The organism is Shinella sp. OV683, from assembly GCF_057787725.1.
In genome coordinates this window covers 4,922,819-4,943,261 of the sequence record NZ_CM173543.1, presented here as the reverse complement: position 1 = coordinate 4,943,261, position 20,443 = coordinate 4,922,819, and the positions used below count along the sequence as shown (strand labels likewise).

General features: G+C 60.2%; 20 protein-coding genes and 1 pseudogene. 17 read left to right on the top strand and 4 right to left on the bottom strand.

The window, feature by feature from the left end; genetic code table 11:
• Positions 1-107: 107 nt before the first annotated feature.
• Positions 108-692 (top strand): annotated as a pseudogene (gene pmtA, locus ACXHRN_RS23960) (phospholipid N-methyltransferase PmtA); the annotation flags it as partial.
• A 96-nt stretch (positions 693-788) separates the two neighbouring features.
• Entirely contained in the window at positions 789-1,370 is a 582-nt protein-coding gene (locus tag ACXHRN_RS23955) for a histidine phosphatase family protein (protein WP_488638782.1), read from the top strand.
• On the opposite strand, the gene ACXHRN_RS23950 is transcribed toward ACXHRN_RS23955, so the two are convergent.
• Positions 1,367-2,242, bottom strand: a complete 876-nt coding sequence (locus tag ACXHRN_RS23950; RefSeq protein ID WP_488638781.1) for a sigma-70 family RNA polymerase sigma factor — start codon at positions 2,240-2,242, stop codon at positions 1,367-1,369. The genes ACXHRN_RS23955 and ACXHRN_RS23950 overlap by 4 nt on opposite strands.
• A gap of 126 nt (positions 2,243-2,368) precedes the next feature.
• On the opposite strand from ACXHRN_RS23950, the gene ACXHRN_RS23945 reads away from it, so the two are divergent.
• From ACXHRN_RS23945 to ACXHRN_RS23925, 5 genes are all read left to right on the top strand, one after another.
• The gene (locus ACXHRN_RS23945; RefSeq protein ID WP_488638780.1) at positions 2,369-2,824 is read left to right on the top strand and encodes a carboxymuconolactone decarboxylase family protein; all 456 of its coding nucleotides are present in this window, start codon (positions 2,369-2,371) and stop codon (positions 2,822-2,824) included.
• 104 nt (positions 2,825-2,928) lie between these two features.
• On the top strand, positions 2,929-3,621 hold the full coding sequence (pyrF, locus tag ACXHRN_RS23940) for an orotidine-5'-phosphate decarboxylase (protein ID WP_488638779.1): 693 nt from the start codon (positions 2,929-2,931) through the stop codon (positions 3,619-3,621).
• A gap of 41 nt (positions 3,622-3,662) precedes the next feature.
• On the top strand, positions 3,663-3,950 hold the full coding sequence (locus tag ACXHRN_RS23935; RefSeq protein WP_488638778.1) for a DUF1330 domain-containing protein: 288 nt from the start codon (positions 3,663-3,665) through the stop codon (positions 3,948-3,950).
• Positions 3,951-4,067: 117 nt separating this feature from the next.
• Positions 4,068-5,048: a complex I NDUFA9 subunit family protein gene (locus tag ACXHRN_RS23930; RefSeq protein ID WP_488638777.1), complete on the top strand. Its 981-nt coding sequence runs from the start codon at positions 4,068-4,070 to the stop codon at positions 5,046-5,048.
• A gap of 247 nt (positions 5,049-5,295) precedes the next feature.
• Positions 5,296-5,457, top strand: a complete 162-nt coding sequence (locus tag ACXHRN_RS23925) for a hypothetical protein (RefSeq protein ID WP_488638776.1) — start codon at positions 5,296-5,298, stop codon at positions 5,455-5,457.
• A 69-nt stretch (positions 5,458-5,526) separates the two neighbouring features.
• Here the strand turns inward: ACXHRN_RS23925 and ACXHRN_RS23920 are convergent, their stop codons facing one another.
• Positions 5,527-6,558: an SDR family oxidoreductase gene (locus ACXHRN_RS23920; protein WP_488638775.1), complete on the bottom strand. Its 1,032-nt coding sequence runs from the start codon at positions 6,556-6,558 to the stop codon at positions 5,527-5,529.
• A gap of 95 nt (positions 6,559-6,653) precedes the next feature.
• Positions 6,654-7,451: an undecaprenyl-diphosphate phosphatase gene (locus tag ACXHRN_RS23915; protein WP_488638774.1), complete on the bottom strand. Its 798-nt coding sequence runs from the start codon at positions 7,449-7,451 to the stop codon at positions 6,654-6,656.
• Positions 7,452-7,780: 329 nt separating this feature from the next.
• Between ACXHRN_RS23915 and ACXHRN_RS23910 the strand changes: the two genes are divergently transcribed.
• From ACXHRN_RS23910 to ACXHRN_RS23865, 10 genes are all read left to right on the top strand, one after another.
• Entirely contained in the window at positions 7,781-8,473 is a 693-nt protein-coding gene (locus ACXHRN_RS23910; protein WP_488638773.1) for a glutathione S-transferase family protein, read from the top strand.
• Between the two features lie 4 nt (positions 8,474-8,477).
• Positions 8,478-9,626, top strand: a complete 1,149-nt coding sequence (gene queG, locus ACXHRN_RS23905; protein ID WP_488638772.1) for a tRNA epoxyqueuosine(34) reductase QueG — start codon at positions 8,478-8,480, stop codon at positions 9,624-9,626.
• Positions 9,623-10,492 (top strand): SDR family oxidoreductase, encoded by an 870-nt coding sequence (locus ACXHRN_RS23900; RefSeq protein ID WP_488638771.1) that lies wholly within the window; start codon positions 9,623-9,625, stop codon positions 10,490-10,492. The genes queG and ACXHRN_RS23900 overlap by 4 nt, the downstream gene beginning before the upstream one ends.
• 349 nt (positions 10,493-10,841) lie before the next feature.
• Positions 10,842-11,177: a septal ring lytic transglycosylase RlpA family protein gene (locus tag ACXHRN_RS23895; RefSeq protein WP_488642003.1), complete on the top strand. Its 336-nt coding sequence runs from the start codon at positions 10,842-10,844 to the stop codon at positions 11,175-11,177.
• Positions 11,178-11,262: 85 nt separating this feature from the next.
• A complete protein-coding gene (locus tag ACXHRN_RS23890; protein WP_488638770.1) occupies positions 11,263-12,549 on the top strand; it encodes an RsmB/NOP family class I SAM-dependent RNA methyltransferase in 1,287 nt (428 codons plus the stop codon).
• A 166-nt stretch (positions 12,550-12,715) separates the two neighbouring features.
• Positions 12,716-13,942 carry an imelysin family protein gene (locus ACXHRN_RS23885; RefSeq protein WP_488642002.1) on the top strand — a complete coding sequence of 409 codons (1,227 nt, stop codon included), beginning with the start codon at positions 12,716-12,718 and terminating at the stop codon, positions 13,940-13,942.
• A gap of 49 nt (positions 13,943-13,991) precedes the next feature.
• Positions 13,992-15,515 (top strand): di-heme oxidoreductase family protein, encoded by a 1,524-nt coding sequence (locus tag ACXHRN_RS23880; RefSeq protein WP_488638769.1) that lies wholly within the window; start codon positions 13,992-13,994, stop codon positions 15,513-15,515.
• Positions 15,515-16,597 (top strand): imelysin family protein, encoded by a 1,083-nt coding sequence (locus tag ACXHRN_RS23875; protein WP_488638768.1) that lies wholly within the window; start codon positions 15,515-15,517, stop codon positions 16,595-16,597. The genes ACXHRN_RS23880 and ACXHRN_RS23875 overlap by 1 nt, the downstream gene beginning before the upstream one ends.
• A gap of 3 nt (positions 16,598-16,600) precedes the next feature.
• Entirely contained in the window at positions 16,601-17,683 is a 1,083-nt protein-coding gene (locus ACXHRN_RS23870; protein WP_488638767.1) for a DUF1513 domain-containing protein, read from the top strand.
• A gap of 24 nt (positions 17,684-17,707) precedes the next feature.
• Positions 17,708-19,387 (top strand): glycoside hydrolase family 3 protein, encoded by a 1,680-nt coding sequence (locus ACXHRN_RS23865; RefSeq protein ID WP_488642001.1) that lies wholly within the window; start codon positions 17,708-17,710, stop codon positions 19,385-19,387.
• On the opposite strand, the gene ACXHRN_RS23860 is transcribed toward ACXHRN_RS23865, so the two are convergent.
• Entirely contained in the window at positions 19,384-20,442 is a 1,059-nt protein-coding gene (locus tag ACXHRN_RS23860) for a 3-carboxy-cis,cis-muconate cycloisomerase (RefSeq protein WP_488638766.1), read from the bottom strand. The genes ACXHRN_RS23865 and ACXHRN_RS23860 overlap by 4 nt on opposite strands.
• Between the last annotated feature and the right edge of the window lies 1 nt (position 20,443).

Here is a 20,443-nt window from a genome sequence, read left to right as displayed (position 1 = left end):
CGAGCTAATCATTAAAAAAATACGAATCTGTATAGAAGCTCGTCTTGCTTTTACCTTGTTTCAAACGTCTCTATGATGCGACCTAAGAAAACGGGGAAAGGCACTTCATGCGCAGCTTAAAGAGCCGGTTTGTAGAAAAATTTGATGACGAGATCCGCTTCATAAAAGGCGTCATGTTGCAGCCAAAGACGGTCGGTGCGATCATGCCGACCTCGGCGCGCACCGCCGCCAGGATGGCGAGCATCATCGACACAGGCTCCGGTCTTCCTGTTCTGGAGCTTGGCCCCGGCACCGGGGTCATCACCAAGGCGATCCTCGATCGCGGCGTGAAGCCGGAAGATCTCGTGTCGATCGAGTATTCTACGCCCTTCGTCCAGCACCTCACGGCCAAATATCCCGGCGTCAATTTCATCAACGGCGATGCCTTCAACCTCGCCGAAACGCTGAAAGAATATGAGGGCCAGAAGTTCGATTGCGTGATTTCGGGCATCCCGCTGCTCAATTTTCCCATGCATGCGCGCGTCAAGCTGATCGAGGATCTCCTCAAGCTGATGCCCGCCGGCCGCCCCGTGGTGCAGTTCTCCTATGGCCCGGTCTCGCCGGTTATCGCCCGCCCCGACAGCTACAAGATCCAGCATTTCGATTTCGTGGTGCGCAACATCCCGCCCGCGCAGATCTGGCACTACAAGAGGCTGTCGGGCGACCTCAGTCATCCGCACGCGGATGATGACAGCGGCACGACGTGCGGCTGCAGCAAACGCCGCGCCTCCTGATAGTCTAGGCAGATCGTGTTCGGCCTCTACATTACCCATCCGCAGGTGGCGATCGACCCGGATATTCCCGTTCCGAAATGGGGCCTGTCGCAGCTTGGCCGCGAGCGCGCCGAAAGTGCGGCTCGATTGCCGTGGGCGATGCAGCTCCGCAGGATCATCTCCAGCGACGAGACCAAGGCGATCGAGACCGCAGAAATTCTCGCATCCGGTATTGAGGTCGAGATAGGCGAAGACATGGGCGAAAACGATCGCTCGGCCACCGGCTTTCTCGTGCCCGATGAATTCGAAAAGGCGGCGAACTGGTTCTTTGCGCATCCTGAGCAAAGCTTTCACGGCTGGGAACGGGCAATTGACGCACAGGCACGCATCGTCTCCGCTGTCGACAAAATTCTGGCTGATCATGATCCCAGCATGCCAATCGCCTTTGTCGGCCATGGCGGTGTCGGCACGCTGCTGAAATGCCATCTCACCGGCAGCCCTATCGCCCGTGATCACGACCAGCCCGCCGGCGGCGGCAATCTCTATGCGTTCAGTCTGCCGGACCGGCGGTTGCTTTGCGACTGGGTCGCGATGGATACTTGGTCAGGTTTGACCTAACCTTCCAGTTCCACAAGTTCCAGTTCCCTCAAATGGTCGGGATCGGCGATCGAATGGATAGCGACGATCTTGCCGTCCTTGATCTCCATGTCGATGACCAGCAACAGCTTGCCGTCCGGTGCGACCATGACGCCGACGGCATTGTCGATCAGAACAACATGCGCATTGCGTGCCCGGCCGGAGAAGGCCTGGCTGACTGCATTCGCCCCGCGAAGTTCGGCATTGGCGCCGAGCTTCATTGCCGCGGCATCGGCGTGGAAGACGACATTCGGATCCAGCACTGCGAGCAATCCAGCCAGATCGCCGTCGCGGGAGGCGGCGAGGAAGGCGCTGACGATGCTGCGATTGGCTTTGATATTGTCCGGCTCGTCCGGCGCCTTGCCCTGCACGCGGCGGCGTGCGCGACTGGCAAGCTGGCGAGTCGCCTCGCTGGAGCGATCGATGATCGGGGCGATCTCGTCGAAAGGCAGATCGAACATATCATGCAGCACGAAAGCGATGCGTTCGGCAGGCGCCAGATGCTGCAGCACCACCAGCATCGCCAGCCCCACCGAATCGGCCAGCACGGCTTCATGCTCAAAGCCGCCCGGCTCATGCGGGTCTGTGGCAGGTTCCGGCACGCCGGGGCCGAACGGATCCTCGCGCCGGGATTTCCGCGAGCGCAGCATGTCGAGGCAGACGCGCGAGACAACCGTCGTCAGCCAGCCGCCGATATTGCGGATATCCGCGGATTCGGCGCGGTTGAGCCGCATCCATGCCTCCTGCACCGCGTCTTCCGCCTCGCTCGCCGAACCCAGCATGCGGTAGGCAACGCTGCGCAGATGCGTGCGGTTGGCATTGAATTGCTCGGTCAGAAAATTCTTCTCGTCCATCTGTCACATTCCTTCGCTTCGCTCCGTCAAAGCTATGACGAACGAGATCCGGCCGATGTGACACACAATCGGTCGGGGCGAGATACCGTCGGTAATTCATAGACATAACACTCAAGGAGAATTGAAATGCAAGCCAGAATGACAAACCCCGCCATCATCCTTCCCGAAGCCATGCAGGCGCTGTTCGCGCTCAACAAGTCAACGGAAGCCGATGTGTCGCTCACTGTGCGCAAGCTGGTGCAACTGCGCGCCAGCCAGATCAACGGCTGTAGCGTCTGCGTCGGCATGCATGCGCAGGAGTTGAAGAAGGCAGGCGATAGCGACCAGCGCATCTTCTCGGTGGCCGCCTGGCGCGACACGCCCTATTTCACCGATGCCGAGCGCGCCGCACTGGCGCTGACCGAAGCGGTCACTCGCCTCAGCGATCGCGCTGACCCGGTGCCGGACGATATCTGGGAAGAAGCAACCCGCCACTACGAGGAGAAGTCGCTGGCTGCGCTGATCGTCTCGATCGCGCTGATCAATGTCTGGAACCGGCTGAATGCCAGCGTCAAGCAGGTGGCCGGCGCGCCCTGGAACTGAGGAATCGGCGATCAATTACCAGTGACACCTTCGCCTTTTTTCTTGCAGACCGGTCGCGTGCATGCGACTGGTCTGCCCACCAAAACTACGGGAAGGATAGCGGAATGAACGCCAGGAATCGCCTGATCGTCGGGCTTGACGTGCCCAATATCAGTGAGGCCGAACGGATCGTCAGGAAGCTCGACAGCTCTGTCTCCTTCTACAAGATCGGCTACCAGCTGGCCTTTGCCGGAGGCCTGGAATTTGCCCGCGATCTTGCCCGCGAAGGCAAAAAGGTCTTCCTCGACATGAAGCTGCTCGACATCGACAACACGGTGGCCAGCGGTGTCGAAAACATCGTCAAGATGGGCATGACCATGCTCACCCTGCATGCCTATCCCAAGGCGATGCGGGCAGCCGTCGAAGCTGCCAAGGGGTCCGGCCTGTGTCTGCTCGGCGTCACCGTGCTGACCTCGATGGACGAGCAGGACCTCATTGAGGCCGGCTATGAATATGATCCGCACACGCTGGTTCAGCGCCGCGCCGAACAGGCCCGTCGGGCCGGCATGGGCGGCATCGTCTGCTCGGCGGAAGAAGCAAGCGCGGTTCGCAAGATCGTCGGGCCCGAACTGGCAGTCGTCACCCCCGGCATCCGCCCGGCGGGTGCTGACAAGGGCGACCAGAAGCGGGTGATGACGCCGGCCGAGGCACTGCGCGCCGGGGCCAGCCATCTCGTCGTTGCCCGCCCGATCGTCAAGGCTTCAGACCCGCTGGTAGCGGCACGCGCGATCCTTGCCGAAATGAACGCGGCGTCCTAGATAATCGTTTTACAACAATCATCGTCTTCTGGAGGATTATCATGGCCAAGGGATATTGGATCGCCAGGGTGGATGTGCGCGATCCCGAGCGCTACAAGGATTATGTCGCAGCCGCCAAGCCGGCCTTCGAGCAATATGGCGCGAACTTTCTCGCCCGCGGCGGCGAGTATCATCGGCTCGAAGGCCAGGTGCGCGCCCGCAACGTGGTGATCGAGTTTCCGTCGCTGCAGGCGGCCCATGATTGCTATCATTCCGAACAGTACCAGAAGGCCGCAGCCATCCGCCAGCAGGTCGCCGATGCCGAGATGGTGATCGTCGAAGGCATTTAGGCGATCTAGCGCTTCGCACTGCAGCGAAACGCTGCATTCCGGCGCGAATTCCGCTTCACCTTCGCCCGGCTTTGGGCTAATGAGCGATGAGACGCAGGACTATCAGGAGACAATGCCATGACGCTTTCCAACGTGCCGAAACTCGTGACGATTTTCGGTGGATCTGGATTTCTCGGGCGTCATATCGTTCGCACGCTGGCCAAGCGCGGCTATCGCATTCGTGTCGCCGTGCGCCGGCCTGACCTGGCCTTCCATCTCCAGCCACTTGGCAATGTCGGACAGATCTCGTTGGCACAGGCCAATCTCCGCTACCGCGCCTCGGTCGATGCAGCCGTGCATGGCTCTGACTACGTCATCAATTGCGTCGGCCTGATGCACCAGAGTGGCCGCAACACCTTCGACGCGGTCCAGGATTTTGGCGCCCGCGCCGTGGCCGAAGCTGCCCGCAATGCCGGTGCCGGCCTCGTCCACATCTCGGCGATCGGCGCCGACGTCAACTCGGCTTCGTCCTATGCCCGCACCAAGGGCAAGGCCGAGCAGGCGATCCTCGCCGCCAAGTCCGACGCCGTCATCTTGCGCCCGTCCGTCATGTTCGGCCCGGAAGACAATTTCTATAACAAGTTCGCCGACATGGCGCGGCTTGCACCCGCGATCCCGCTGGTCGGCGGTGGCAACACCAAGTTCCAGCCGGTTTATGTCGCTGACGTTGCCGAGGCTGTGGCCCGCGCCGTCGATGGCAAGGTCGAGGGCGGAAAGATCTATGAACTCGGCGGCGCCGAAGTCAAAAGTTTCAAGGAAATCGTCGAAGATATCCTCGAGATCACCTGTCGTGAGCAGCGACTCGTGTCGCTGCCATTCTTCGTCGCCTCGCTGATTGGATCGGTGGCCTCGCTTGTGCCGTTCATCACACCGCCGATCACGAAAGACCAGGTGATTCTGCTGAAGTCCGACAATGTCGTCTCCAAGCAAGCGATTGCTGAAGGCCGCACGCTCGAGGGTCTCGGCATCCAGCCGGCGCTCGCTGCGGCGATCCTGCCGTCTTACCTCTCGCGTTTCCGGCCGGAAGGTCAGTTTACCCACACCGGCTCGGCCGCTTAACTCATTCTATTCGGACAGCGTTTACCGGCATTTGCTCGGGGTGAAATTGCTCATCCCGAAGGCACATTTCTGCGCACAAGTGCCAAAGTTGCACAAAAGCATCACAACTTACTATACTTTGTTAACTCGGCATTCAGCTTGGTTGATTTATTGATATTCGGCTTTCGACTGAATAAAACCCGGCCACGCCCCGTTTGGTTCGCGAATGCTGGGGCGTAGCGTTTTTTCAGTCTAGCAGGGGAATATCATGGGCAAATCGATCGCACTGTTTTTTGCGTCTGCGGCGCTTGTCATCCTGGCCGGTTCGTTCGTCGCACCGCGCACCGTGGCGGCAGACAAGGCCAAGTGCTCGCCGGCCTATGGTGTCGATCCCTGCACGGTCACGGCGACTATCCCCACCAGCCACTGACATCTGCACGCCGGGACGAAGTTTGGGCCGCTTTTGCGGCCCTTTGCATTTGTGGAAATTCGATGGCCCCTAGCGGCCCTTGATGAGCTTGAGCCGCATCAGGCTCTCGGCACTGGCGATGATCGCTTCCTCATTGGAGCGCGGCGTCCAGCCCAGCAGATCCCTGGCCTTCTGGCCGCTGGCTTCCCTTATGACGCCGAGCTGAGGCACGACCGCCCTGGCGGACGGATTGAACAGTCCGAACAGCCGCACCAGGAAATCGGGAAACTGCCGACGCGGCGCCTTGCTGCCGGCATCGCCCAGCCGCTCGCGCAGCAGCGTGGCAACGTCGAACACTGACATGCATCGCCCGGCAACAGCAATGAACCGCTCGCCTTTGGCTGCCGGATGGGTCATGGCGCGCAGATGCAGGTCGGCGACATCGCGAACGTCGACGACGCCGAAATAGATGCGCGGCGCGCCGGGCATGGCGCCGTTCATCATCATCCGGATCAACACCACAGAGGACGAAAGGTCCGATCCCAGCGCCGGGCCGAATATTCCGACGGGATTGACGACCGAAAGTTCGAGACCACTACCTTCGCTGGCGATGAAATCCCATGCTGCGCGTTCCGCCAGCGTCTTTGACCGCGGGTAAGGCTGGGCGTCCGGCGCATTGACGTCTGTCCAATTGGCTTCGGTGAAGACGCCATTTTCGGGGTTCTGTCCATAGCTGATCGCCGCAAATGAAGAGGTCAGAACCACGCGTTTGACGCCGGCATCGCGCGCCGCCCTCAGCACGCGAAGGGCACCATCGCGGGCGGGGCGGATCAGTTCGTTCTCATCCTTGGGAACGTCGGGTGGAAAGGGCGAGGCGACATGCATGACGTAGTCGCAACCGGCCACCGCATCCGCCCAGCCGGCCTCCTGCTCAAGATCTGCAACGAAGAAGCTCAGGCGCTCTTCGGCATCGACGCCAGCCACCGTCAGCATGGCACGTACATCGACTTCCCGCTTGAGGCTTCGAACGGTAGTGCGGACCTCGTGGCCTGCTTCGAGGAGCTGTAGGATGACATGGATGCCGACGAAACCGGATCCGCCGGTCACGAGAACTCTGCTCATTTCAACTCCCGGTGTCCGTCGATGGCAGGGTGCCAATCCGTCGTCCTGATTTGGGAGACGGATTGGCTATATCAAGTGGCAGGAGCGTATTCGGCTCAGCCCATCGTGTAGAGCCCGACCAGGCCAAGCGTGCCAACGATGATTCGCCACCAGGCAAACGGTGCGTAGCCGCGGCGCGACACGAAGGCCAGCAGCGAGCGGACAACGATGAGGCCGGCGACAAAGGCAGCGATGAAGCCGATGGCGACATTGGTCATATCGTCCAGATTCAGCTCGTTGCGGTATTTGTAGAGATCGAGCGTAAAGGCGCCGACCATGGTCGGCATGGCGAGGAAGAACGAAAATTCCGCTGCCGAACGCTTGTCCGTACCCATCAGCAGAGCGCCGACGATGGTCGCACCCGACCGTGACGTGCCGGGGAGCATCGCCAGGCACTGGCAAAGGCCGATCTTGAAGGCGAGGGGTAGCGGATAGGACATGGCATCGAAGTATCTGGGCTGAAACTTCATCTTGTCGACGGCCAGCAACACGATGCCGCCGGCGATCAGCACGTAGCAGATCAAGATAGGCGATTCGAACAGCACCTGCTTGATGAAGTCGTGCGCAATCGCGCCGATCACAGCTGCCGGCAAAAAGCCGACCAGGATCGACAGCACGAACCAGCGCGAGCGTTCGCTCGACGGCAGGGTCAGCGCGATATCCAGCAATTTGCGGAAATAGACCAGCAGGATGGCGAGGATGGCGCCGAGCTGGATAAGCACCGGGAACGTATTGCCCGTGCTCTTGAATCCGAGGAAATGACTTGCAAGCAGCAGGTGTGCGGTGGAAGAGACCGGGATGAATTCGGTCAGCCCTTCGAGAAGGCCGAGGATGAGGGCGCTGAAATGGTCCATATGTGCCTCTGAGAATATCGCTTGGATGAGGTGGGTCGGTGGGAATATTGGCGAACCCGCCTGTGTGGGCCTTGCCGGCGGTGCAGCAGGCTGCAGTGAGCACTAGCAGCATTTTTTCCTAAAGTCAGTTTACGGATCGGTAAATCGTTAAAATTTTAGCGGTGCAAAGACGGCCGGTTGTCGTTTCGTTTACCGGAACAGTCCAGACTCTATTAGAATGTCGAGAATTGCTTGTGCCTGCCGTGCCAAATTTCTATACCCTGCTGGTGCGAGTCCCTGTCTGATATCGTCGATGCCTGTTCGAACTCCTTCACACCTCCGGTTTGCTGATGCCCGTTCTCTACCATCACCCCATGTCCACCGCCTCGCGGTTCGTGCGCCTGATCTTCTCCGAATACGGCGTGCAGTCGGAACTGATCGAGGAACAGATCTGGGAGAAGCGCAAGGATTTCCTGACCCTCAATCCGGCAGGCACGCTTCCGGTCTATGTCGATGACAATATGCGGGCGCTGTGCGGCGCGACAATCATTTCGGAATTTCTCGACGAAACCAGCGGTGTCCTGAAGCGCGACCGGCGGCTGCTCGCCGAGGACCCGTTCCAGCGTGCTGAGATCCGGCGACTGACCGAGTGGTTCCTGTTCAAGATGGAGCAGGACGTGACGCGGCCACTAGTCAAGGAGCGGGTGCTCAAGCTGCAGATGGCACCGGACCAGGGTGGCGGCGCACCTGATTCCAAGATCCTGCGCACCGCGCGCAACAATATCCGCCAGCATCTTCGCTATCTTGCCTGGCTCGCGGGCTCGCGCACCTGGCTGGCCGGTGAGCGGCTGAGCTATGCCGACCTTGCCGCCGCCGCTGCGCTCTCCGTTCTCGATTATCTCGGCGAGATCGACTGGAACGAGACGCCGCCCGTCAAGGAATGGTACCAGCGGCTGAAATCCCGGCCAGGCTTCCGCCCGTTGCTCAACGATCGCATCCGTGGGGTGACACCCGTCTCCCACTACGCCGATCTCGATTTCTGAGATCATGAGCGCCGCCCCTGACATATCAGGGCAGCAACGGGCTCTGACCCTCTATGTAAAGGCGCTCGCGCGCGAGGCTGGTTTCGACGTCTGCCGCATCACCTCGCCCGACGCGATCCCCCATGCCCCCGCAGATCTCTCACGCTTCATTGAAGCGGGCCATCACGGCACCATGGATTGGCTGCCGGACACTCTGGAGCGGCGCTCCGATCCCAGGAGACTGTGGCCCGATGTCCGCGCCATCATCATGCTCGGCATGAACTATGGACCAGAGAGCGATCCTCGCGAGGGCTTGGCCAGGAAAGACACCGGCAATATCTCCGTCTATGCCCGCAATCGCGACTATCATGACGTGATCAAGGGCAAGCTCAAGGATATCGGCACGCGCTTTGCCGCCCGCACCAAAGGTGAGATCAAGGTCTTCGTCGATACGGCGCCGGTGATGGAAAAGCCGCTTGCGGAAGCCGCGGGGTTGGGCTGGCAGGGCAAGCACACCAATCTTGTCAGCCGCGAATTCGGCTCCTGGCTGTTTCTCGGCAGCATCTTCTCCGCCGTGCCGCTCGACTTCGACGAGCCGGACACCGATCACTGTGGTTCCTGCCGCGCCTGTCTCGACGCCTGCCCGACAAATGCCTTCCCCTCGCCCTACCAGATCGATGCGCGCCGCTGCATCTCCTACCTCACCATCGAGCACAAGGGCACGGTGGATGCGGAGCTGCGGCCGCTGATCGGCAACCGCATCTATGGCTGCGACGATTGCCTGGCGGCTTGCCCATGGAACAAGTTTGCTGCGGCCGGCCGCGAGATGAAGCTCAGGGCGCGCGCTGATCTGCAGGCGCCGGCGCTTGCCGACCTGCTTAAGCTCGACGATACCGCCTTCCGTGCGCTGTTTTCGGGCTCGCCGGTCAAGCGCATTGGCCGCAACCGCTTCATTCGCAATTGCCTAATCGCGGCGGGCAATTCCGGCGACACCAGTTTGGCGCCGCTCTGTCGAAGCCTGCTCGCCGATGGCGCGCCTGAAGTGCGGGCGATGGCCATCTGGGCGCTGGGGCGATTGAGCGCTTTGGATAGCGCTCTATATATGAGGAGTGTCGAGCACGAATCCGATCCGGATGTGCTCGCGGAATGGCAGAGGGCAGGATTTAACCGATGAAGATGCTGATACTGGGCGCCGGGTTTTCTGGAAAAGCGATTGGCAAGCTCGCGAGCGCCACGGCGGAAAAAGTCTGGGGAACGACCCGCAGCGAAACGAAATTCCCGGCTTTGCAGGCGCTGGGCATCACGCCGATCGCTTTCGATGGCGAGACAATCTCGGAGGATTTGCGCCAGGCACTCAGTGAGGTTACGCATCTCGTGCAGTCGATCTCGCCCGAGGCGGACGGCGACGGCTTTCTGAAGCTCGCACCCTCGCTGAAGGCACTGATGCCAAGGCTTGAATGGGGTGGCTATCTCTCGACCATCGGTGTTTACGGCAATCATGATGGTGCCTGGGTCGATGAAACCGCGCCGCCGACGCCGCTGTCTGCACGGTCGCGCGAACGAGTGGTGGCCGAAAACCAGTGGCTGGAGGCGGGAGAGCGGGAGAATATCCCCGTCGCGGTGCTGCGCCTTTCCGGTATTTACGGGCCTGGCCGCAATGCCTTCGTCAATCTGGAAAACGGCACCGCGCGCCGTTTGGTCAAGAAGGATCAGGTCTTCAGCCGCATCCGCGTCGAGGACATTGCCCGCGCCGCGCGGTTCCTGATCGAGCGCCAGTTGGGTGGCATATATAATGTCACCGACCATCGTCCCGCGCCCGCCCAGGATGTCATCGAATACGCCGCGGGGCTCATGGGTGTGCCGGTGCCGCCGGATGTGCCCTTCGAAACGGCCGACCTCAGCCCGATGGCGCGCTCCTTTTACGGCGAGAACAAGCGCGTCAAGAACGCCAAAATCCGCGCCCTCGGTTTTGACTTTTCCTACCCCGATTACGAGATGTCGCTGGACGAGATGTGGAAAGCCGGAAGCTGGAAAGGCTGAAATGTGGCATTTGTTGCCACATTTCAGCCACAAATGGTGAAAGGAATCCGAAAAATCCGGGTTAAGATGTGGTTAAAACGAAAATAATGAGCAAAATCCGTGAGGTCGGCTCGAATAAATTGAAAAGCCTCGACGTCTTGCGTTAATGGCTGATTCATAGGCATAAATAACTTACGGTTGTATTTTTGATAGCGCAGTAAAGTTCCATTTCCTCCGTTAATATTACATTTTTAACATTCCGTGATGGAACAAAGCACGTTTCTGCCATTTTTGACCCGAAATAACTCCTCCCTAGAAATAAACGTTCTAGGAAGTTCATATGTTTGTAAAAAAGTACCGCGTTGGCATCATGACCGTGTCGGCAATTCTCGCCTCCAGTTTCGTCTCTGACGTTGCGCTGGCAAAAAATGGTTGTGGAGGTGCCTCCTGGTACGCACTGCATTCGAAAACTGCTTCCGGTGAACGGATGAACCCGTCCAAGCTGACCGCCGCACACAAGTCGCTGCGCTTCGGTACCAAGCTTCGTGTTACCAACAACCGCAATGGCAAGGCCGTCATCGTGCGTGTCAATGACCGCGGTCCTTTCATCCGCGGCCGTGTGCTCGATCTCTCCCGTGCAGCCGCCACCCAGATCGGCATGGTTCGGTCGGGCACTGCCAAGGTCTGCTACGAGATCATCGGCTAATTTGGCCTCTGGCCTGCCCAAGCGCTTGCTCTTCAGGCCAATCGCGGCTACCACGCCCGAAGTGCTAATGAAGAGACAAAGCTAGATGCGGTTGGGCGGGCGACTATCCGGGGCGATCGAGGTCCTCAATGATATTGAGACACGCCGTCGCCCCGTCGCTGATGCGCTGAAGGACTGGGGACTGTCCCGGCGCTTCGCCGGCTCGGGCGACCGGGCCGCCGTCGGCAACATCGTCTACGACGCCCTGCGCATGAAACTTTCGCATGCCTGGCTGATGGACAGCGCGTCGGCTTCGGCGCTGGCCCACGCGGTGATGTTCCGCCAGTGGGGTTTTACCGCCGAAAGCCTCGCCGCTGAATTCGAGGGCGACAAGTTCGCGCCCGAACCGCTCGACGAGCAATGTCTTTCCGCTTTCAAGACCCGCAGGCTCGAAGACGCCGAGGATTACATCCGCGGCGATATCCCTGAATGGGTTGTTCCCAACTTCCAGCGAAACTTCCGTGATGCCTGGCTTGCCGAGGCCCAGGCACTTGCAGCCCGACCCTCGCTCGATCTCCGCGCCAATAGCTTGAAGGCAGACCGCGAAAAGGTCATCCGGGCGCTCGAGGATGCGCATGCGCAGGCCTCGTCCATCGCCCGCCAGGGCATTCGCATTCCTTCTGGCGAAGGCCCGTCGCGATTGCCGAATGTGACCGCAGAGCTTTCTTTTGCCAAGGGCTGGTTCGAGGTACAGGACGAGGGATCGCAGATCGTTGCCGATCTGGTCATGGCTGCCGAGGGCGAGCAGGTTCTCGATTACTGCGCCGGCGGTGGCGGCAAGACCCTGGCACTCGCCGCAACCATGGCCAACAAGGGCCAGGTGCATGCCTATGATTCCGACCGCAAGCGGCTGGCGCCGATCATCGAGCGGCTGCGGCGCGCCGGCACCCGCAATGTCCAGGTCCATGAGAGCGAGAAATCGCTGAAGCCGTTGCTGGCCAAGTTCGACCGCGTGCTCGTGGATGCACCCTGCACCGGCACCGGCACATGGCGCAGGCGCCCGGATACCAAATGGCGCCTGACAGAGAAGAACCTGCAGGAACGCATTGGCCAGCAGCGCGACGCGCTTGAAAAGGCCGCACAATATGTGCGCCCGGGCGGCACACTCTGCTATGTCACCTGTTCGGTTCTGCCGGATGAGAACCAGGACCAGATCGCCTCGTTTCTCGAGGCCGATCGTTCCTTTGAAATGGTCTCCGCCCTTGAGAGCTGGCAAAAGCTTTTCGGCCACCTCGAGATCAAGCCGCACAGTCCCGATGGACTATCCGTCACTTTGTCGCCGGCAGCCACCGACACCGACGGTTTTTATTTCGCCATGCTACGGAAAGCGTGACTGTCGGATACGCCGTAAATACTTGTAATCATTCTAAACTAGACCATTTGACACTAGTTTAATTCTGAGGCATGACACCCCCAACTGCACGCTGTTCTTTAGGGGAGTGACCATGATCAGCAGACCTTTCGCCCGCCTCACGCTAATCCTGGCTTCCGCCACCGCAATGCTCAGCGCGGGTTCGGCCTTTGCCGCCACTGATCCGGCCGCTGTCGTCAAGAACTACGTTGAGCTCGCGCATGCCAAATATGAAGATGCGCTGATTACCGCCAAGACCCTGGACAAGGCGATCAATGCCTTTCTAGCCAGCCCCTCCGACGAGACGCTGAAGGCTGCCAAGGACGCCTGGATCAAGGCGAGGGTGCCCTATCAGCAGACGGAAGCCTACCGCTTCGGCAATCCGATCGTTGACGACTGGGAAGGCAAGGTCAATTCCTGGCCGCTCGACGAAGGCCTCATCGACTATGTCGACAAGTCCTACGGCACGGAAAGCGACGAGAACGAGCAATATACGCTCAACGTCATCGCCAACCCGAAATTCACCATCGGCGGCAAGGAAATCGATGCCACCAAGATCACGCCCGAACTTCTGTCCAGCACGCTGCAGTCCGCTGGCGAGACCGATGCGAATGTCGCGACCGGCTACCACGCCATTGAATTCCTGCTCTGGGGCCAGGACCTTAACGGTACGGGCCCCGGAGCTGGCGCTCGACCCGTCAGCGACTACGATCTCAAGAATTGCACCAACGGCAATTGCGATCGTCGTGCCGAATATCTGAAGGTGGCATCCGGCCTGCTGGTCAGCGATCTCGAAGACATGGCCAAGGAATGGACGCCGGAAGGCGATGCCGCCAAGGCCGTGCTTGCCGACCCCAAGAAAGGCATCTCCACCATGCTGACCGGCATGGGCTCGCTTTCCTATGGCGAACTCGCCGGCGAGCGCATGAAGCTCGGCTTGCTGCTGCACGATCCCGAGGAAGAGCACGATTGCTTCTCCGACAACACCTACAATTCGCATCTCAATGACGCGATCGGCATCGCCGACACCTATTGGGGCAAGTACACGCGTGTTGACGGCACCAAGATTGAAGGCCCGTCGCTGTCCCAGCTCGTTGCCGAGAAGGATCCTGCCATCGACAAGGAAATGACCGCCAAGCTCAACATGACGCTCGACGCCATGCACGCCATGGCCAAGCGCGGCGAGACAATGGAGAAATACGACCAGATGATCGGTGAAGGCAATAAGGAAGGCAACGCCGTCGTCCAGGCAGCCATCGATGGTCTTGTCGATCAGACCAAGACTATCGAGCGCGTCATTACGGCGCTGGATCTCGGTGCGATTAAGCTTGAAGGTTCCGACAGCCTGGATAATCCTAACGCCGTGTTCAAATAATCAAGGCGGAAGGGCGCGAGCCCAAGGCGCGCGTCCCTTCGAACGGCTGATGACAACAAGGTCAAATCAAACGCTCCTGCTGGCGGCACTTCTGCTCGCCTGTTCGGGAGCGTTTGTAGTTTCGGCGGACAGCGAACCCGCCCGGCCGGATCTCGATGCCAAGACCCGGTTGCGTGTCGAAACTGTTACCCGGCCAACCAAGGATTTCACCAAGCCGGAAGCCTACGAGACGATGCAGGCCGGCGCCGCAACGTCGATCGAGGAACCCGACCGTAAAGCCTTCTCGCATTTCACTGCCAATCTCGATGCCGGCGACGAAATGAACTTCCGGCTGGGCAATGCGCTGTTTCGCAAGTTGTGGGTGCCGGCGCCGTCCTCCACGCAGGCGTCGGATGGCCTGGGACCTTTCTACAATGCCCGCTCCTGCGAGGAGTGCCACAAGGAGGATGGTCGCGGCCATCCGCCCGAAGGCAAGCCGGATGCGACCTCGATGTTCCTGCGGCTGGCGCGGACTGCGAACTCGGACGCCGATAAAAAGGCGCTGGCGGATCACTTTGGCCTCAACCTGCCCGATCCGGTCTATGGCAAGCAGCTACAGGACAAGGCGACGCCCGGCCTGATCGCTGAAGGACAGATGGCCATCTCCTACGCGGAGCAGCCGTTCAAGTTTCCCGATGGCTCGGTGACCACATTGCGAAAGCCAACCTACGCGGCTGCCGACCTGCGCTACGGGCCGCTCGACAGGCATACGACGCTCTCCGCCCGTGTGGCGCCCGCAATGATCGGGCTCGGGCTGATCGAGGCGATTGCCGACAGCGACATCCTCGTGCATGCCGACCCGGAGGATCGCAACGCAGACGGAATTTCGGGCCAGCCGCAGATGCTTCGCAACCCCAAGGGCGAAGTGCATGTCGGTCGCTTTGGCTGGAAGGCCGAGAATTTCTCCATCCGCGAGCAATCGGCGCAGGCGCTGGTGGGCGATGTCGGCATTTCCACGCCCGAACTTGAGTTTCCGCAAGGCGATTGCACCGCGGCGCAGGCGGATTGCCTTGCTCGCCCGAATGGTGAACAGGCTCGGCTCGGTAAAAGTGAAGCTCCGGATCCGATTCTATCGTTGATCACCTTCTATTCGCAAAATCTCGCCGTCCCGGCCCGCCGCAAGGCGAGTTTCGACGAAACACTTGCGGGCAAGAAGCTGTTCTACGAATCCGGCTGCATTTCCTGCCATCAGCCGAAATACGTCACGCGCAAGGATTGGCCGGAAAAGTCGCTACGCTTCCAGCTGATCTGGCCCTATTCCGATTTCCTGCTGCATGACATGGGCGATGGATTGGCAGATGGCCAGCAGGTCGGTGCGGCAACTGGAAAGGAGTGGCGGACGCCCCCGCTCTGGGGTATTGGCCTCACCAAGACGGTCAGCGGCCACACTTTCTTCCTGCATGACGGCCGGGCGCGATCGCTGGAGGAAGCCATCCTCTGGCATGGCGGCGAGGCGGCCAAGGCGCGGGACAATTATACGGCACTGCAAAAAGCCGACCGGCAAAAACTGATTTCATTCCTGGAGTCCCTTTGATGCGAATACTCCCCGCCTTTTCAGCGCTGGTCGTTCTTTTGGCGAGCAGCCTTCCGGCACTGGCGCTCGACAATGCGGCCGCCAAAGGCGTGATGGAACGGGCGGTCGATCTCTACATCAAACCCGGCTATGCGGATTTCCACCTCAAGGCCAAGGCATTGGCCGATCAGACCGAGAAGCTGTGCGCTGCGCCCTCGGACGAGCAGTTGCAGGTCGTCGCGGATCGCTTCGCCGATGCGATCCACAGCTGGTCGAAGATCGAAATCCTGCGCGATGGGCCAGTTATGCAGGAAAACCGCTTCGAGCGCGTGCTGTTCTATCCCGATCGCAAGGCCACCGGCCTCAAGCAGGTGCAGGCGCTGATCGCCGATCCGGATGAGGCGGCCACCGATCCCGTCGCACTCAAGGGCCGTAGCGTCGCCATGCAGGGGCTCGGTGCTTTTGAATATGTGTTCTTCGGCTCCTATCCGGAAAGCGTGGTCGGCGAGAAGGAGAGTTTCCGTTGCCGCTATGGCCTGGCGATCGCCCGCAATGTCGAAAGCATCGCCGGTGAGTTGGAGGCGGCGTGGAATGCGCCCGATGGCGTGCAGAAGGACTGGAAGAACCCGTCCGCAGACAATCCCGTCTACCGCGACGAGGCGGAAGCCATGCAGGCGCTGATCGGCCTGCATGTCCATGGCGCCGAGATGGTGCGCGATCAGCGCATCAAGCCGTTCTACAAGGGCCGTGATGCCAAGCTGTCTCCCAAGCTGGCCGTCTTCTGGCGGTCCGGCAACACCTCGAGAATGATATCAGGCAATATCGAGGGGCTTGAGACGCTCTGGAAGGTCTCGGAAATGGGCGCGCTGCTTGACAGCCAGTCGAGCGCGACGGCAAATTCGATTTTCTTCAAATACAAGTCGGCGCAGCTCGCCGCCGACAAGCTCACACAGCCAACCGCGGATGCGCTGAAGGACGAGGCCTATCTCAAGCACCTCGACTATATCGAGGTAACGCTGAAAGACGCGATCAACCACGTCAACGGCGACATAGGGGCAGCCGTCGGGCTTGAAGCCGGGTTTTCCTTTGCGGACGGAGATTGAGCCATGCTGTTTACCGCACCCATCAACAAGCGCTCGTTCCTGAAGGCCGCAGGCCTCACCTTCGCAGCCAGCCTGTTGCCGCGTGGAGCCGAAGCACTTGAGCGCTCCGAGGCCATCTTCGCCAGCGCCTTCATGGCCGAGGACAAAAGCTACGGCATCGCGCTGGTCACCGAGACCGGCAAGGAGATCTCGCGCGTGGCACTGCCCGATCGCGGCCATGACGTCTCGTTCGATCCGATGTCGCACCGCGCCGTAGCCTTTGCGCGCCGACCGGGCACGTTCGCGCTGGTCTTCGACACACGGAGCGGTGCGCCGATCAAGCTGATCGAGGCAGCCGAAGACCGCCATTTCTTCGGTCACGGCGCTTTCACTGCCGATGGCAAGATACTCTACATCGCCGAGAACGATTTCGACAACTATGCTGGCATGATCGGCATCTACGAGACCGGCGCCGGCTACCGTAAGGTCGGCGAATTTCCGGCCCATGGCATGGACACCCACGATATCCAGATGATCGAAGGCGGCCGCTATCTGGCCATCGCCAATGGCGGCATCAAGCAGCATCCCAATTCCGGTCGGGCCAAGCTCAATATCGATCACATGGAGCCGTCGCTGGTCATCGTCGATCTTCTGAACGGCCAGCTCATCGAAAAGCACGACATGCCCGCCGACATCCGCCAATTGTCAACCCGGCACATGGACATCGATGATAGAGGTCGTGTCTGGTTCGGCTGCCAGTTCGAGGGCGCACGCAACCGGCACCCGCAACTGCTCGGTAATTTCCGCCGTGGCGAAGGCGTCAACTTCATCGCAATGCCGGAAAATGTGCTCGACGGCTTCGACAATTACATCGGCTCGGTCACCGTCAATCAAAGCGCGGGCCTCGTCGCGGTCTCCTCTCCCAAAGGCGGCCAGTGGGCGGCCTTCGATGTCGAGAGTGGCAAGCTCGCCTATGAAGAAAAGATCGCCGGCGTCTGCGGCCTGGCGACGGAAAAGCAGCTTTTCAGCCGCTCGACGGAAAGCGGCTGGTTTGACAAACAGAAGTCCTCGCTCGCCTGGGACAATCACATAACGCGCCTGGGCTGAACGGCGACCAATCGGGAGGATATGATGTCGATCTACCAAACACTGGAAAAACCGCCCTTCCGTCTCGACACCAGAGCCATCGACTGGGTCCGCGAAAAGTTCGCCACCCTGTCACTGGATGAGAAGGTAAGCCAGCTTTTCGTGCTGATAATGATGGGCACGGACGAACAGGAATTTGCGCGCATCCGGGCATTGAAGCCGGGCGGCATCACGCGCTTTTACACCTCGGATCTGGATTTTGAGCGCCGCGTCCTACAGGAGATGATCGACGCCAATCCGGTGCCGCTGCTCATTACGGCGGATCTCGAAGGCAGCCGCCACTCCTTCTCCTTCGGCACGCCGGTGCTCGGCCAGCTCGGCCTTGCTGCGGTCGATGATCTCGAGGCAACCGAGAAATCGGCCGAAATCCTCGCCAAGGAAGGAAGGGCGATGGGGGTCACCTGGTCGTTCACGCCCGTCATCGATATCAACAAGGCCTTTCGCTCGGCAATCGTCGGTACGCGCTCGTATGGTTCCGATATCGATCGGGTTGAACGGCATGCCCTTGCCCATATAAGAGGCTTGCAGAACAATGGCGTCGCGGCCACCGTCAAGCACTGGCCGGGCGAAGGCTATGACGATCGCGACCAGCATCTGGTGACGACCATCAATCCGCTCGGCGTGGCCGAGTGGATGGCGACGTTCGGTCGGCTGTACAAACGGATGTTTGCGGAAGGCGTGATGTCCGTCATGTCTGCCCACATCGCCTTTCCGGCCTATGTCAGGTCGAAGATGGCGGATCCCGGCATCGAAGCCTTTCGTCCGGCGTCGGTCTCGCATCTTCTCAACACGGTGCTGCTGCGCGAAGAACTCGGCTTCAACGGTATCGTCGTCTCCGATGCGACTCCCATGGGCGGGCTGTCCGCCTGGGGCCATCACAGCGACACGATGCCGGAGCTGATCTCGTCGGGCTGCGATGTGATCCTGTTCAGCGATGCACCGGAGGCCGACATGGCATCGGTGAAGCAAGCCGTCCTTGATGGACGGATCAGCGAAACCCGGCTCGAAGAAGCCGTCGTCAGGATACTGGCACTGAAAGCCAAGCTCGGACTGTTCGACAAATCAGACGTGCTGCCCGACGCAGGCAGTGCCAGGGCAGCGCTCGCAACGCCCGAAAATGTCGCGGTTTCAAAGGATATGATCGATCGGTCCCCGACTTTGGTCAAGGACGTGGACGGCATCTTCCCGCTCGATCCGAAGAAGCATAAGCGCATCCTGTTCGTCGACGGCGGCATCAACCATCCGCTCATTCCGGCGCCGATGAAATTCATTCTGCCAGACCTGCTGCGCCAGGAAGGCTTCGGTGTCACTTTCGACACGCCCGAGATCGTTCCGGATCCGAAAGATTTCGACCTTGTTCTCTACGCAATGGGCGACGAGTCGCTGCTGGTGCGCGGCCGCATCTTCGTCGATTGGCACAAGATGGGTGGTGGCGGGCTGTTCAAGGCAATGTACCGGCCTTGGACGACAATCCCATCGGCAATGATCTCCTTCGGGCATCCCTATTATCTCTACGATGCGCCGCGCGTACCGGCCTATGTCAATGCCTATTCGACGATGGAGAGTGTGCAGCAAGCGGTCGTCGATTGCATGCTGGGACGCAAGCCCTTCAATCAAACAAGCCCAGTGGACCCGTTCTGTGAACTGGAGGATGCGAAGTATTAGGCGGGCGCGCCGATCCGCTTGATCGAGTCCAGCAATGCCTCTGCATGCAGCAGCGCCGTGCCTGTGGCATTCAGCATTTGCGGCAGGATCAGCCATTCCAGCGTCCAAGCGGCACCCGAGCGCTCCTGCTCGTGGACGAGCGACTGATGAAGACCGGACAGCTGAACCGCATTGAAGCGGGCGAGCGAGACGAGCACCTCGGCACGCACCGGGTTCTGCTTGTGGGCCATGGCCGAAGAAGTCCCGGCGCCGGAGAGCTCAATTTCAGCGATCTCGTTCTGGGCCATTAACGCCACATCCTGGCCGATCTTCCCGAGGGCACCCGTAACCTGACTCAGCCAGCTGCCCAAGGCGGCGATACGGTCACGGGCGGCATGGGGCACGTAATCGGGTACAGTAAGCCCCAGTGAGCCGGCTAATGAATGCCGAACCGCATCGATCCTGTCACCGAACTTTTCTGACGTACCTGCAGCGCCCGCAAGCGACACGACCAGCATATGGGACCGCACCGGCCCGAGCGCCGCATGTGCGCGGCTGACCAGTCCACGCCACACGGCGAGCCGATCAGCAACCGTGATCGGAATGGCTGCCTGCATGCGTGTCCGGCCCATCAGCGTGGCTTTGCCGTGCTCGTCCGTCAGACGATCCAGTGTGTCCAGAAGACCGGCTAACCGCTGGTCAAAGAGATCAAACACGGTCCGCAGTTTCATCGCCAGTGCAGTGTCGATCACATCCTGGCTGGTGGCGCCGAAATGCACCGACTCGTTCTGTGGCGCGCCGATATGCGCCTTGAGTTGCTTGACGAAATTGGGGGCAGCCACCCCGTCCCTCAACGTCGCTTCGGCCAATTCACCGAGATCAGGCTGAAAACCGTGCCCGACCCTGACGATTTCGGAAGCGGCTTCCCTGCTGATCACGCCACACTCCGCTTCGGCTTCGGCAAGGCCGATCTCGAAGCTCAGCATGGCTTGCAGTTCGACCTTGGTGCCGATCAGCTCAAGCATAGCATGATCGGTCAGCAGCGGATCGAGGAACTCAGCAAGGAAAGCGGCCATT

Excerpts from the sequence above, each read along its gene's own strand:
- ACXHRN_RS23910 (WP_488638773.1), top strand. The coding sequence starts at position 7,781 with ATGCCCGTTCTCTACCATCACCCCATGTCCACCGCCTCGCGGTTCGTG.
- ACXHRN_RS23925 (WP_488638776.1), top strand. The coding sequence starts at position 5,296 with ATGGGCAAATCGATCGCACTGTTTTTTGCGTCTGCGGCGCTTGTCATC.
- ACXHRN_RS23935 (WP_488638778.1), top strand. The coding sequence starts at position 3,663 with ATGGCCAAGGGATATTGGATCGCCAGGGTGGATGTGCGCGATCCCGAG.
- ACXHRN_RS23870 (WP_488638767.1), top strand. The coding sequence starts at position 16,601 with ATGCTGTTTACCGCACCCATCAACAAGCGCTCGTTCCTGAAGGCCGCA.
- ACXHRN_RS23950 (WP_488638781.1), bottom strand. The coding sequence starts at position 2,242 with ATGGACGAGAAGAATTTTCTGACCGAGCAATTCAATGCCAACCGCACG.
- ACXHRN_RS23860 (WP_488638766.1), bottom strand. The coding sequence starts at position 20,442 with ATGGCCGCTTTCCTTGCTGAGTTCCTCGATCCGCTGCTGACCGATCAT.
- ACXHRN_RS23880 (WP_488638769.1), top strand. The coding sequence starts at position 13,992 with ATGACAACAAGGTCAAATCAAACGCTCCTGCTGGCGGCACTTCTGCTC.
- ACXHRN_RS23945 (WP_488638780.1), top strand. The coding sequence starts at position 2,369 with ATGCAAGCCAGAATGACAAACCCCGCCATCATCCTTCCCGAAGCCATG.
- ACXHRN_RS23875 (WP_488638768.1), top strand. The coding sequence starts at position 15,515 with ATGCGAATACTCCCCGCCTTTTCAGCGCTGGTCGTTCTTTTGGCGAGC.
- queG (WP_488638772.1), top strand. The coding sequence starts at position 8,478 with ATGAGCGCCGCCCCTGACATATCAGGGCAGCAACGGGCTCTGACCCTC.
- ACXHRN_RS23885 (WP_488642002.1), top strand. The coding sequence starts at position 12,716 with ATGCTCAGCGCGGGTTCGGCCTTTGCCGCCACTGATCCGGCCGCTGTC.
- ACXHRN_RS23895 (WP_488642003.1), top strand. The coding sequence starts at position 10,842 with ATGACCGTGTCGGCAATTCTCGCCTCCAGTTTCGTCTCTGACGTTGCG.
- ACXHRN_RS23890 (WP_488638770.1), top strand. The coding sequence starts at position 11,263 with ATGCGGTTGGGCGGGCGACTATCCGGGGCGATCGAGGTCCTCAATGAT.
- pyrF (WP_488638779.1), top strand. The coding sequence starts at position 2,929 with ATGAACGCCAGGAATCGCCTGATCGTCGGGCTTGACGTGCCCAATATC.
- ACXHRN_RS23915 (WP_488638774.1), bottom strand. The coding sequence starts at position 7,451 with ATGGACCATTTCAGCGCCCTCATCCTCGGCCTTCTCGAAGGGCTGACC.
- ACXHRN_RS23900 (WP_488638771.1), top strand. The coding sequence starts at position 9,623 with ATGAAGATGCTGATACTGGGCGCCGGGTTTTCTGGAAAAGCGATTGGC.
- ACXHRN_RS23865 (WP_488642001.1), top strand. The coding sequence starts at position 17,708 with ATGTCGATCTACCAAACACTGGAAAAACCGCCCTTCCGTCTCGACACC.
- ACXHRN_RS23920 (WP_488638775.1), bottom strand. The coding sequence starts at position 6,558 with ATGAGCAGAGTTCTCGTGACCGGCGGATCCGGTTTCGTCGGCATCCAT.
- ACXHRN_RS23930 (WP_488638777.1), top strand. The coding sequence starts at position 4,068 with ATGACGCTTTCCAACGTGCCGAAACTCGTGACGATTTTCGGTGGATCT.